General features: G+C 32.2%; 14 protein-coding genes. 4 read left to right on the top strand and 10 right to left on the bottom strand.

Annotated elements, in window-relative coordinates; genetic code table 11:
- Window positions 1-39: 39 nt before the first annotated feature.
- From mptA to ACJMLH_RS00095, 3 genes are all read right to left on the bottom strand, one after another.
- Window positions 40-981 carry a GTP cyclohydrolase MptA gene (gene mptA / locus ACJMLH_RS00105; protein ID WP_405273940.1) on the bottom strand — a complete coding sequence of 314 codons (942 nt, stop codon included), beginning with the start codon at window positions 979-981 and terminating at the stop codon, window positions 40-42.
- A 220-nt stretch (window positions 982-1,201) separates the two neighbouring features.
- On the bottom strand, window positions 1,202-1,678 hold the full coding sequence (locus ACJMLH_RS00100; RefSeq protein WP_067044706.1) for an Lrp/AsnC family transcriptional regulator: 477 nt from the start codon (window positions 1,676-1,678) through the stop codon (window positions 1,202-1,204).
- Window positions 1,679-1,946: 268 nt separating this feature from the next.
- Window positions 1,947-3,116 carry a tRNA (guanine(10)-N(2))-dimethyltransferase gene (locus ACJMLH_RS00095; protein ID WP_405273939.1) on the bottom strand — a complete coding sequence of 390 codons (1,170 nt, stop codon included), beginning with the start codon at window positions 3,114-3,116 and terminating at the stop codon, window positions 1,947-1,949.
- 99 nt (window positions 3,117-3,215) lie between these two features.
- On the opposite strand from ACJMLH_RS00095, the gene ACJMLH_RS00090 reads away from it, so the two are divergent.
- The gene (locus ACJMLH_RS00090) at window positions 3,216-4,322 is read left to right on the top strand and encodes a DegT/DnrJ/EryC1/StrS family aminotransferase (RefSeq protein ID WP_405273938.1); all 1,107 of its coding nucleotides are present in this window, start codon (window positions 3,216-3,218) and stop codon (window positions 4,320-4,322) included.
- A 24-nt stretch (window positions 4,323-4,346) separates the two neighbouring features.
- Here ACJMLH_RS00090 and ACJMLH_RS00085 read toward each other — a convergent pair whose 3' ends face one another.
- Window positions 4,347-4,652 (bottom strand): MTH1187 family thiamine-binding protein, encoded by a 306-nt coding sequence (locus tag ACJMLH_RS00085; RefSeq protein WP_405273937.1) that lies wholly within the window; start codon window positions 4,650-4,652, stop codon window positions 4,347-4,349.
- 52 nt (window positions 4,653-4,704) lie between these two features.
- On the opposite strand from ACJMLH_RS00085, the gene ACJMLH_RS00080 reads away from it, so the two are divergent.
- Window positions 4,705-5,583: a TIGR00269 family protein gene (locus tag ACJMLH_RS00080; RefSeq protein WP_405273936.1), complete on the top strand. Its 879-nt coding sequence runs from the start codon at window positions 4,705-4,707 to the stop codon at window positions 5,581-5,583.
- Here the strand turns inward: ACJMLH_RS00080 and ACJMLH_RS00075 are convergent.
- The 5 genes from ACJMLH_RS00075 to comB form a co-directional block, all read right to left on the bottom strand.
- Window positions 5,530-6,486 carry a calcium/sodium antiporter gene (locus ACJMLH_RS00075; protein ID WP_405273935.1) on the bottom strand — a complete coding sequence of 319 codons (957 nt, stop codon included), beginning with the start codon at window positions 6,484-6,486 and terminating at the stop codon, window positions 5,530-5,532. The two genes, ACJMLH_RS00080 and ACJMLH_RS00075, sit on opposite strands and share 54 nt — an antisense overlap.
- A complete protein-coding gene (locus tag ACJMLH_RS00070) occupies window positions 6,474-7,805 on the bottom strand; it encodes a hemolysin family protein (protein WP_405273934.1) in 1,332 nt (443 codons plus the stop codon). The genes ACJMLH_RS00075 and ACJMLH_RS00070 overlap by 13 nt, the downstream gene beginning before the upstream one ends.
- A 22-nt stretch (window positions 7,806-7,827) precedes the next feature.
- The gene (locus ACJMLH_RS00065) at window positions 7,828-8,040 is read right to left on the bottom strand and encodes a DUF1922 domain-containing protein (protein WP_405273933.1); all 213 of its coding nucleotides are present in this window, start codon (window positions 8,038-8,040) and stop codon (window positions 7,828-7,830) included.
- A gap of 67 nt (window positions 8,041-8,107) precedes the next feature.
- The gene (locus ACJMLH_RS00060; protein ID WP_405273932.1) at window positions 8,108-9,286 is read right to left on the bottom strand and encodes a TraB/GumN family protein; all 1,179 of its coding nucleotides are present in this window, start codon (window positions 9,284-9,286) and stop codon (window positions 8,108-8,110) included.
- A 56-nt stretch (window positions 9,287-9,342) separates the two neighbouring features.
- The gene (comB, locus tag ACJMLH_RS00055) at window positions 9,343-10,026 is read right to left on the bottom strand and encodes a 2-phosphosulfolactate phosphatase (protein WP_405273931.1); all 684 of its coding nucleotides are present in this window, start codon (window positions 10,024-10,026) and stop codon (window positions 9,343-9,345) included.
- Window positions 10,027-10,065: 39 nt separating this feature from the next.
- On the opposite strand from comB, the gene ACJMLH_RS00050 reads away from it, so the two are divergent.
- Complete coding sequence (locus ACJMLH_RS00050) at window positions 10,066-10,584, top strand: hypothetical protein (protein WP_405273930.1); 519 nt, start codon at window positions 10,066-10,068, stop codon at window positions 10,582-10,584.
- Window positions 10,585-10,637: 53 nt separating this feature from the next.
- Window positions 10,638-11,561 carry a methanogenesis marker 7 protein gene (locus ACJMLH_RS00045; protein WP_405273929.1) on the top strand — a complete coding sequence of 308 codons (924 nt, stop codon included), beginning with the start codon at window positions 10,638-10,640 and terminating at the stop codon, window positions 11,559-11,561.
- 11 nt (window positions 11,562-11,572) lie between these two features.
- On the opposite strand, the gene mmp10 is transcribed toward ACJMLH_RS00045, so the two are convergent.
- A complete protein-coding gene (mmp10, locus tag ACJMLH_RS00040) occupies window positions 11,573-12,823 on the bottom strand; it encodes a methyl coenzyme M reductase-arginine methyltransferase Mmp10 (RefSeq protein WP_405273928.1) in 1,251 nt (416 codons plus the stop codon).
- Between the last annotated feature and the right edge of the window lie 521 nt (window positions 12,824-13,344).

Raw genomic sequence — 13,344 nt, 5'->3', positions numbered from 1 at the left:
CCCTGCAATTTCATAAGTTTTTTTCATTAAGATCAAGTCCTATTTAATATTTAATTCTTCTTTAAGTTCGCCCATAGTTGTTACTTTTTCAGCAAATGCATTGTGTCTGTGAATACTTTCTTGATTTTCTTGACGGCAGGTAATTAATGTGTCGTCAGGGAAATCAGAATATTTGTTTGCAATGCTTTCCATCATATTTCTAACGCAATCTTCAACAAATACAGGTTTTCTGTGTGCATTCATAACAGTTGCGTTTTCATCAGGTCTTTTAAGTAATTCACATACTGGTGAACTCATAGATTTTTCGATGATGTCAATAAAATCTTCCGCTTTAACAACTTTGTCTTCTGGAACTTCCATTAATAATGTTCCAACACCTCTTTGGTTGTGGGAAGCAAAAGTAACAGTATCTAATACTTTTTGTGTTGTTTCTTCATCTAAGAATTCTAATAATTTATTTTTATCAGATTCTCTTACAGATTCTTGTGCACAAGGACAAACGGTCATTCCAATGACTTCGGCACCAACACTTTTTCTTATGGTTACAGTTCCGTCATCATCTCTAAATCCAATTGCTTTTGCAATTAATTTGGCCATTTCTTGAGTTTTATTTTTAGTCACTGGGGACTCTCTCATAAACATAAAATCAGTAGTCATTGAGATTTCAACACGTTTTGCGTATTCATGCTTTGTCATCATGCGGGATACGATTTTAGCGCATAATGATTCAACATCTACGGTTGAATCTTCAGCAACAGTTTCAAGAACTTCGCTGATTGCTTCCGGATTTCTAGACATGTGCACACCTTTTTGGTCATTTGGTAAGTCAACAAATGCGTCAAAGGTTGGTAATAATATTATAGGTCTTTTATTTGTTCTTTCTAATTGCAATAGTTTTTTAACTCCAGTAACACCAACTCTTGTGAGTTTAATAGGTATACTTGGAGCATCATCTTGTGTGTCGGGTAAGCATACTGCCAATTTAATTACCTCGAAAATTTTTAGTTAAATATTCATATATTTTTATGTCTTTTTATTTATATATTTACTTATTTAACGTTATGAATATATTTTCAATGTTATTTCATTGGAATTTGTTTTTTACACGGCATTTTTAAAAAATAGTAGCTAATTTAATCGTTGTTAAAAAGTAATAAAAATAGTTTAAAAGCAGTAATACTACTGCTTTATATGTATTTGTTTATAAGATGTTTGAAGATCCCATATCTTCCTTAATAACATCTAATACAGTTTGAGTATAAGTTCTTTCTATAATTGGGTCTTTTAATAATTCTTTAATGAATGCGTTTAATTCATTTGTGTTTCTGAATTTAGCGATTAAGAATGCATCATATTCTCCAGTAACATCATAGATTCCTACAACATTTTTATTAAAGAATGTTTTTTCTTCCCAGTTTTTAAGTTTTCCACCTTTTACTCTAACACCGATAATGGTGGTTAATACAAATCCTAATTTTTCATGGTCAATAACTGGTGAGAATTTCTTAATTACTCCGGATTTAACCATTTTATCAATACGATTGTGGACTGTTCCAACAGATACATCTAAACTACGTGAAATTTGTCTATAGGATGTCCTAACATCTTCATTGATAATTTTAAGAATGTTAATGTCAGTGTCATCAAGTTTTATAACATTATCTTTTGTTTTTACCATATAATTATCTCCCTACTTTCATGGCGTTAATTTTTTTGTCGAATAAAAAATTAACTTTTAATTAATATATGACTTGTTCATTATATTTAAAAGTATTTATATTTGTATATTTTTTTGAATTTTTTTATTAATATTTTAGAATGATACTATTAATTTTAAGATTTTATTTATAGGGGATATTGTTAAATGTTAAATATTATTTAAAAGTACTCATTCATATGAACTATTTTTAGTATTTTTTTAATTTTATTAAATATTTGTTTTGAAATTATTGTTGTTGGGGTTCTAATCTTAACAAAATCTTTTCAAGGTCTTTAATTGATGCATCGGTCTTTATTCCCAGTGGATTAAAATGGGTTTTAATTGCAATAAATCCTTCTTTTTTAATTTCATCAAAAATCAAATCCAATTTGGCGGCACTAATCCCTAATGACTTGCAGATTTTGTGAACGTCATAAAATGTGGTAGGTGCATTGGCCTCTAAAAGGCAACTATTTAATAATTTCAGCGCTTGCTTTTCTGTATTTATTTTTTTATTTTCAGTTTCATCAATCATTTCTTGAATGAATTCACTGTCCTGAATGGCTCCTAACCATAAGGGGCCTGCCTGAATTAGCTTTTCTCCACAAACTGGACAAACATCCTCAACAGAACTGGCCAGTCCCATGATGGTTTGCCGATGCAGACAATGTTTACAATGATTAATATAGCCTATGTTTTTCAAACTTTCATCTGTTTTCTTTGAACCTTTTCTAACATTTATGTATAATCTCATATAATGTTCAGTACTATGTGACATTTTCACTTCAATGTATTTTGCATATTTTGAAAGTGTAAGTGCAACAAATCCTGCCAGGATTCTTATTCCGGTTTCATGGCAATATTCACTTTTATAAGGTTTCGCATTGTATTTTCGAATACAAGGTTCTTTATAAGTCCCGCACAATGCTGAAGTGTCAGTAGCGGTCACGCATAATAATGAATTCCTCCCTGCACAGTAACCTGCGGAGTCTAAAAAAGGAGATGGTGTTCCAAACGGATCAATATCAATGACATCAAATTTCCCTCTCATCATTCTCAAAAACATGCTGGCATCATGCTGGTGAACTTCAATGTCTTCTAAATTATTCAATTCAATGTTATGTCTTTCATATTGGTTTGCAACATCACTGATATCGTTTATGTAAACATTTCCGACTCCATCAATTTCATTTTTATAACGAATACCGCGAATTCCGCTTCCGCCGAACAAATCACATATGTCTATGTCTCTTTCTTGTTGTTTTTGAAATACTTGGAGTGCAAGTATTGATAAATCTCTGTTCAATTCCATATGTGGGTTGTAGAATACGGGTGCATCAGAAGAAATTTTTTCAAATTCTGGAAATTCAATTTTTGTCAATCCCTCTTCAATTCTTTTAATTTTATATTCATCCATTTATTTCACTTTTAATTGTTTTGATTAATTATGTAATGTTTTAAATATTATTAGATTTAAATATTATTATAGTAAATTTAAATCTAATTGGTGATTACTGTGTCAAATATTAAAGTTCCTATTGCAAAACCGATAATTGGAGACGAAGAAATAGAAAATGTTGTTGAAGTTCTAAAATCAGGCATGATTGCTCAAGGTCCAAAAGTTGAAGAATTCGAAGAAGAATTTGCTGAATGGGTTGGAGCAGATTATGGTATAGCTGTTAATTCAGGAACTGCAGCATTACATGTTGCATTGCTTTCATGTGGCATTGGTGAAGGTGATGAAGTAATTACATCTCCATTTACTTTTATTGCAAGCGGAAATTCAATTGTATATACCGGTGCAAAACCTGTATTTGCAGATATTGATTTAGAAACTTATACAATTGATCCGGATTCAATTGAGGATTTAATCACAGAAAATACCAAGGCAATTTTACCAGTTCAATTATATGGCCAATCAGCAGATATGGATGGAATCAATGAGATTGCTGAAAAATATGGATTAACTGTTATTGAAGATGCCGCTCAGGCTCATGGTGCGACTTTTAATGGAACTCCTGTTGGCAGCATGGGAGATATGGCCTGTTTTAGTTTTTACCCTACAAAAAATATGACTACTTCCGAAGGAGGAATTATCACAACTAATGATGAAGAATTGGCTGAAAATGCCAGAATATTTAGAGCCCATGGGGCAAGTATAAGATATCATCACAGTGAAATAGGTTACAACTTTAGAATGACAGATATTTCAGCAGCAATAGGTCTTGCACAATTAGATAAAATTGATGATTTCAACTGTAAAAGAATTGAAAATGCAGCATACTTGAATGAAGGATTAAGGAATGTGGATGGTGTTATCACTCCTTATTGTGCTGATGGATCAAAACATGTATATCACCAATACACAATCAGAGTTGAAAAAGGCGATAGGGATGACTGGGTTGATATCATTAACGATTGTGGTGTAGGAACAGGTATACATTATCCGATTCCTTTATATAATCAACCGATTTACAAATCATTAGGATTTGAAGGATATTGTCCAAATGCAGAACTTGCAGCAGACAATGTTATTTCACTTCCGGTACATCCGTCACTTACAAAAGAAGATTTAGATTTAGTTATTGAAGCTGTAAAAACAGCTTCTAATGAGTTAGATTAAATTCTAACTTTATTTTTTCTTATTTTACTTTAACTTTTCATTAACTGTGCTGATTTTAGCATCTAAGGTTCTGTTTTCCGCATCTCTTCTATCATCAACTTTAATAACCGTGTAAACTCGACCTATTCCTAACTCAAAAATTGCTTCTTGAGCTTCAGCAATTGCCGAGTATAATTCTTCAAGATTATCTGCTTCAATTTGAGTCCCCATTCCAGTTAATTGGTAATTTAGTCCGGAATCTTTAATTGACTGAACGGCAGCCGCAACATAATCCTTACAATTTGTGGTTTCAGTTCCAACAGGCAATATTGCAAAATCACATGTAATCATTTTTCTCACCTGGTAAAATTATTTATTTAACTTTTTATAAATTAATTTAGTAATGGTTAAATTAAACAAAGAAGAATTTAATGAGCATATTTTTACAAGAATCAATAATTTGATTTCTGATTATGAATTGATTAAGGAAGGCGAGTTAATAGCTATTGCACTGTCAGGTGGAAAGGACAGTGTATTAACTTTACATGCTCTAAAGAATTATCAACAATTTTTAGACTTTGATTTGGTTGCAATTAGTGTTGATGAAGGTATTGAAGGCTATAGGCAACATGGTATTGATTCAGCTGTCAATAATGCTCAAGAATTGGGCGTTAAGCTTGTTCAAAAATCATTCAAAGATGAAGAGGGTTTCACTCTCGATGATATTTACGAAGATTTTAAGAGTGCATGTATTCCCTGTGGCGTTTTTAGAAGAAACATTTTAAATAAAACTGCTTATGAGTTAGGTGCAGTAAAAATAGCTACTGGACATAATTTGGATGATGAAATTCAGTCTTTTTTAATGAGTTTTGCACGTGGAGATACTATCAAATTCTCTAAATTCGGCCCTGAACTTGATGTTATCCATCCAAAATTAGTTCCAAGGATTAAACCTTTATGGAATACTCCTGAAAAGGAAGTTGGAATGTGGGCTGTTTTAAATGATATTGATATCCATTTGGATGAATGTCCTTATTCCCATCTGTCTTTGAGGGCTAAAATTAAAGAATTTTTAAATGTTAATGAAGATAAATATCCTGGTATTAAAAATAATGTGATGGAATCATTTCAAAAGATTTTAACTTTTGAAAATGATATTTCAACAAGCCTTAATGAATGTGAAGTCTGTGGTGAACCGACTTCATCAAAAATCTGTAAGGCTTGCGAATTAAAATGGGAAATAATTTCTCCAAATTGCGAATCCCATATAAACAGCAAATAATAGGATTAAAATCGCACCTTCTTTCTTATCGAATTTATCCTGTGTTTTACCGAATATGAAACATATTACAGTTACAACCACCATGAATATAACATCTATGAGCATACTTGAGTCTAGTGGTATTGCACTGATTGCACTACTTGCACCCAATACAAATAATATGTTAAAGATGTTTGATCCGATAACGTTACCTATAACTAATTGATTTTCTCCTTTCTTTAAAGCAGTAAGTGATGTTACAAATTCAGGTAAAGAGGTACCGATAGCAACTATTGTTAAACCTACTAAGGTTTCACTCATACCTAATGCTATTGCTATATATGAAGCACTATCAACAACTAAATCTCCACCAAGTACAATACCGATTAATCCGATAATCATAAAAAGAATACTTTTTTTAGTTGTTAGTTTTGGTTTTTCCACTTGTTGCGCATCACCTGACTTCATTGCATTGCGGATAACGAAAAACAGGTATATTGCTAATATGATTAATAGAATTATTCCTTCAATGCTGCTTATGTTCCAATTAATCACTATAAATGCAGCAAACAGTAGTGTGATGCCTACAAGGAAAGGTAAATCTTGATCAAGAACACTTTTTTCCATTAATAACTCGCTAAGTAGTGCTGAAACACCAATTACCATTAACAGGTTAAACATGTTACTTCCAATGACATTACTCACAGCCATTGCATTATTTCCGGTTATGGATGATGTTATGGAAACCGCAGCTTCCGGTGCACTGGTTCCAAATGCAACAATAGTTAAACCGACAATAACTGTAGGTATTTTTAAAAGTGAAGCAATGCTGCTTGCACCATCTACAAACATGTCTGAACCTTTAATTAAAAATACAAATCCTACAAGTAATAAAACTACTTGAATTATTATCATGCCGTCCATTTTTCTTCCTCATTTTCTTCTTCTGGCCCTAAATCGGTAACGATGACCTTATCGATTTGATGACCATCCATATCTACGATTTCGAAAATAAATCTCTCACATTCAAATGTTTCTTCTTCATCAGGAATTGTACCGCTTATGCTTAGTATAAATCCTGCCAATGTGGTGTAATTATCTTCTTCTTCATCAGGTAAGGAATCTTTAAATTCAAATAATTCTTTAAATTTATCAATAGGGTATCTTCCATCGATTAACCATGTTCCATCAGCTCTTTTAATTGCCTGAGGTTCATCTTCTTCATCGATACCTGGAATGTCTCCCACGATTCCTTCAAGTAAATCGTTTAGTGTGATTAATCCCTCAACACTTCCGAATTCGTCAACTACTAATGACATATGGACATACTCTTGATTTTCTTTAAATTCTTTAAGTAATTCCAATGTCTCTAAGTGTTCGGAAACTACTAAGGGTTCTTTTACAATTTTATGCACGTCAAATTTTTCATCAGTGAACATTACTGAGAGAATATCTTTAGCTTGAACAACTCCTATAAAATCATCAAGCTCTCCGTATGCAATTGGAAAGATTGACCTTTTACTTTCAATAATTTTCACTTTATTGATTTCCCTATCGTCTTCCAAGTCAATCCAAATGATTTCATTTCTTGGGGTCATTATGCTTTCAACTTTTTGATCATCAAGTTTGAAAACCCTTTTAATAATATCTTCTTCTTCTTTTTCAATAGTTCCGTCTTCTCTGCCTTCTTTAATCATTAATTCAATTTCTTCTTCGGTAACTACATCATCATTTTTATTTTCAATTCTAAGTAACCATAAAAGAAAACTGCTTGATTTAGCTAAAACGAAACTAACAGGTCTTGAAATTTTTTCAAGAATCACCATACTTTTTGCAACTTTTAAAGAAATTCTTTCAGGGTCATTTAATGCAATTACTTTTGGCACGATTTCTCCGACAACTAATGTTAAATAAGTAGTTACAATAACAACAATCGCTACACTTATCGGCTCATTATATGGCAGGAATGAAATATACTTTGAAAGAGGTTTTGCTAAAGTTACTCCACCAAAAGCACCAGTTAAAACACCAATAAGGGATATTCCAATTTGAACAGTTGATAAAAATTCATTAGGGTCTTCTAATAAATCAAAAACAATTTGCGCATTTTTATTTCCGTCTTCTAGATATTTTTGCATTTTTGCTTTTCTAATGGATACAACAGCCAGCTCGGCCATTGACAAGTATCCGGTTAATATTATCAAAATTAATATTATAATTATCTCGAGTGTCGTTCCAATCATTTTTAACAAACCAAATTAAAACTTATAATTCACTGGCTCTTTGAAAGTCAGTGTTTCCATATATCTCATCTTGCATTTGCTGGACTGCCAGTGAGGCATCTTCTCTTGTAGCAACTTTCTTAAAGATTCTTCTTGATTTAACCTTTAAAGTTTTTCCACAAACGCATTTGCGTGTTGCTACGCCTTGTTTTGCATATAATACACGACCGCAGTCGCAACGAAATATAAGATACATGATATTTTTTCCATAAAAATTTAGTAGTAATTAATATATAATCAATATGTTATATAAAAATTATCATTTATCCGCCAAATATTTTCATGAATAATGGTATGAAAACTTTTGATGGCAAAATAACTAATGTAGCTATGCTAACTCCTAAATTGGTACCGATGACCACTAAAAGTATTCTAAAGATGTTATTGTTCCATAAGTCCCTCAGACTTTCAATTTTAGCCAAATTTTTAATATCGCTTTGTCTTACTTTCCTGTATTTTGCTTCAGTTAGTCCTGAAAACCATCCTGCAGCAAGCAACGGGTGAATAATGGTCAGTGGTGCTACAAGTCCTCCAACAATGGCGGATTGAATTTTTGATCCTGATAGAATGGATCCGATAAATCCCATTATCATGCTTATTACAATAAATTCATAAATGTTCCATGTAATATTTATCCCATTAAAAAATGCCAGAAAAAATATCACAACAAAAAGGATAGGAATCATTGCCAAGAATATTTTAAGCCATGGAATTCCATTTTTTTCATTGATAACTTCCAAATCTCTTAAATCAGGTAATGTTTCAGGGTTATCCAGGTATCTTTCAATTCCAGGCTGATGTCCAGCACCAACAACTGCAATCACATGATCTTGAGGTAGTTGAAGTAGCCTTCCTGCAAGATAGGCATCCCTTTCATGCACTAGAACCTCATAGACACTTGGAGCTTCATCTTTAAACATTTCCATTAAATCATCAAGATTTTCAGGATTTTTAAGCTCTTCAATGTCAACGTCCTCTTCCTCGCCGAATCCTAATAAAGAAGCTATTAATCCATACATGAATTTGGCTTTTTCAACAAAACCCATTTTGTTCAAAGCTCTTTGCAATGTTGTGCCGATGTCTCTGTCAATAAGGGCAATCGGAATGCCCAAATCTTCACATGCTTCAATAGCTCCAATCATTTCGGACCCTGGTTTTACGTCAACGTCCTCCCCAACTTTGGATTGAAAATATCCAAGAAGTGTTGTGGTAAAAAACAAGCCTACTTTATTGTCTTTGATTATTTGGGTAACTGAAATTGTATCGTCCTCTTCAATTCCAGCCATCTCTTTTTTAACACGAGTATATCTTCCTCTGTCAAGTTCAATAGCTACTACCTCAGGCTGCTGTTCATAAATAGCATCTTTAACTTCTTCAACACTATTTGCAGATACGTGTGCAGTACCTATTATGGTTAAACATTCTCTTTTCAAAACAAACACTTCTTTTAAATTGATATTATCTAATATTTTGAAATCTAAATATATAAAGTTAATCTTTAAATCAATTTTAATTCCTGATTTTTATATATTGCTACATTTTCACTAATATTTTTTTTACAACACAGATTAATGTCCTTTTTATATCCCAGTGATGATAAGCGTTTTCCTGTGCGGGAATTATAAAATCCTGCCTTCAGTGAGTTATAATCTCTACTGGCTATTATGGCCGCTTTTGCAAGGTCATTTATTTCATAATCATCTAAGTTTTGACAAATCCAGTATAGTATTTCACCTGAAGATAGAAAGTCTTCCAGTGCGAATTGGCCTTTGACGCCGGCCATAACAACATCAATATGGTTTTGGGCAATTGTTGCAGATGCGCTGCCAACTGCTTTTGCATTAATAAGGCATCCTACAAGGACTGTTGAATTCATATTTTCTAGTATTCGTGTTCCATTGGTTGTGGTCAATATTAATGTTTTTGCATCTGTTTCCAATTCCTCAATGTCGGTTGGGGAGTTGCCTATATCGAATCCATCAATTTTTTTTCCTTTACGTTCTCCTGCAAGGACTCCTCCAGTTTCATCCTTTATTTTTAAAGCTTCTTCGGCTGAAAAACATGGGATTATTTTTTCAAATTTATCCAATGCCAATGTCATTGTTGAACTTGCTCTTAAAGCATCAACCATGATGGATACGTCTTCACTGGTTGTTGTCTCAAAACTTAATGTAACTTTCATGAAATAATTTATTATAACTGTTGATATATAATAATTAATATGAAAATTGTCACAACACCTATGTGTGAGGAAATTGTAAAATTAGCGGGAATCACAGATTATGTTGTAAATAAATTTCCAGATGAGGAAGAAGGGGATTTAGCCATTTTGCTTTCTGAAAGTAAGGTTGAAATGGAATCATTGCCTATAAAAATCAATACTCCTGCACAAGTCTTTGAAAGCATTAAGAAGGTTTCCAAAATCACCGGAAATGAACTATCTGATATGGATATTCAAAAGTTTTTTGAGGATTATCAACTGGCTAAAAAATACTTGAATGCTGATTTTAAACGGGATGTTAATGTTAAGGTTTATTCTGAATTTCTAAAGGATATTGTTTCAGATGTCGGTTTTAATATAGTTTCAGATAACTTTGAATATGTAATCTATCCAGATTATCTGAAAGATAATGTCATAGAAACCGAAAACCTAGTTGAAATACCTTCTCACAATAGCATTTCTAAAAACCCCTTTGAAAAAATAGAAATGAGATATGCCATTTTAGAAAATTTAATATAATATATAAAGTAAAAATATGATTATTACAATTGCATTTTTCGAGAGTTGTTAATATGTATGAAACATTAACATTTAATGGTGGAGTTCACAAAAGTGAAGAAATAAAAGAATTAATTGAAGATTTAGGAGGATTTATTCTTCAGGAAAGCATTCAGCAGATGGAATTGGTATTGAATATTGCAGTTCCTTTGGAAGATGTGGACAAGATTGAATCCAAATCAAAAGAATTATTGGGAAAGCTATCCGTTGCTCCTATGGCAGGTTCCGAAATAGCTATTGTCTCACCAACTTTGGCAAGACACCATTTGCCTCATGCGGCATGTGATATTTCTGAATATTTGCGTGAGTATGGTGCAAAAGATAACATGATAGGTCTTGCAAGAGGAGATGGTAAAGGAACTTCTGGAATCACTGAAGAGGAAAGAAGCTTAATTGAAGAACATGACATTGCTGTTTTTGCATTAGGAAGTTTTGAAAATTGTATTAAAGAAAAAGCATTCTTATATGATAACATTGACATTCCGGTAATTGTTACAGGATCTCCATATCTTGATGTAGCTGACCTTCCAGGTGCTGATGCATATGTAGGAGGTCTGGGAAGAATCCCAAGAAGACTTAGAAGAGGTCCAGATATACGTGCACTTGATAATCTGGTCGAAACCATTGAAAAAATATTAAATGATAAAAAACGTGAAATGGCTCTTGATGCACCATTAGTCCCATCCATTGTTGTTAAAAATGCAATTGAAAATCAAGTTAAAGAAATTAAAGACGTCATTTCTCCAGCTCCAGTTACATCTCAGTTAGACGGTGTTCGTGTAAAATTAAATTATGATAGTTATGTTGATGTAATAGCAAATGTTGTTATTGACGGTAAAAAATTATCAGAACTGGCTGAAATTAAAAGATCATTTATGTATGATTATATCTTAGTAAAAATAAATAGTGAGAGTTCTCTTATTGAGGATTCAAACTAATTTTTCTTTTTTTAGCGGATTACTCTCATTCCAAAGAAATTGACTGCATCAACCAAATCATTAAATTGTTCTAATTCTCTTTCTATGACATTTTCATCAGTCATGTCTATGCTTAGCTCTCCATCGACTGTTAATGTGTCAGGGCCACGGCCTACAATTCTTTCAATGCCGTCCGCACTTAAAATTCTTTCTGCATCAAGCTGGTGGACAAAAGACCTTCCGGGAATGATTACTGCTTGTTTTATTTCACTCAGGTCAAGTTTTTCCAAATCCTCTTTTGTAATTAAACAGGCTATCTCCTTTTCAACAGCAACAACATTGACATTGTCACCTGTTTCTAATTTGGAAAATATTTTAGAAATATATGGTTCTGCAATTTTAGAGGTAATTATTGTTGCTTCGCCGGTAATTGGTTTGATAAACTGCAGGAATATTTCATTCTCATCACTTGCTATTGCAAATGGTCCTCCTGTTACTGGATCACATAATGGTGTTCCACTGACTCTGAATTTATATTCGCTGTTTATTTGTTTTACCAGTTCAGAAAACTCTTCAACAGGCTGTGATTCTATGCCTTTAATGATAGGCTCATTTCCTAAAATTAAACCTTCATTAAATGTATTTGCGAATCTCATTAAAAGCATTCCCTCTGCGCCCCATTCTTCAAGGGAGTTGCAGGTCTCTCTTAAAACATCTCCGTCATTAACTCCTGGGATTATTACAGCCGCTCCGGTAAGTTTGATGTTTTCACAAAATATCTGACATGCCTTAAGTGCTTCTTCGGGATGTTTGTCTTTAACCCATTCTTTCCTAAGTTTTGGGTCTGATGAAAAAATAGTAAATGAAACTTCTTTAACGCCATTGTTAATTAATCTTGTAGCGGTTTCACTATCGCTTATTCCTTTTCCGCAAGTATATCCCAACACGGATTCGATGTTGAATTGTTTCAGATTCGCCGTTAAATTTTCAAGGTAAGGATAACAGCTTACGTCTCCCCCACCGCTTATATATGCCGAAATATCTCCTCTGCCCATTGACATCATTAATGCGCTTTGAACATCATTCATTACTTCAAATGGTGATTTAAATGCACTTTGAGATTCAGCTACTCCTTTACTACATCTTTCACAGCCAATTTTATTAGGTAAACAGTGAGCACAGCCAAATACTTTAATATCTTTTACCTTCCTGAAGTAACAGTATTTGCAAAATCCGTTACAATCTTTTCCAGGTATTCCTCCAACATCCGCTACAACTTGCATAATATAGTATATTTTATTTCATTTTATTTATAAAAATCGCATTTTTTTCAGGTGAAAATTTTGTATTACTTTTAGTAATATTTATTACTTAGACATCTAAAAGTAATAATTTTTTATATTGCTTTATTTTTAATCAAAATAGAATATTTTTATTATTTTTATTAAATACTTTATTAAATTTATTTATTTTTAATTTAATCTAATTGTATTTTTATTTTTTATATTTTAACTAATTTAATCATTAATAAAAAGTAATACTTTTGCTGTAGTTTTTCTTAAAGAAAAAATCTTTTATTATACTTTATAAAGTTTTCTAAAAATTTTTAGAGGTAATCTTTATATTATATCTTTTATAAAATAAAATTTGTATACCATATGGCTGGCTATTGCAAAAACTTGCTTTGTAGCTAAATACTCAATTTGGTAAAAAATTTACCATTGAGAGTGGTATATTAGTTAAACTCTATTTATTTAGGAGGGAAAAAATGGCAAAGTTTGATGATAAAATCGATTTATTCGAT

This window comes from Methanobrevibacter sp., assembly GCF_045116495.1.
GTDB lineage: Archaea > Methanobacteriota > Methanobacteria > Methanobacteriales > Methanobacteriaceae > Methanocatella.
This window is presented reverse-complemented; position numbering and strand designations above follow the sequence as displayed.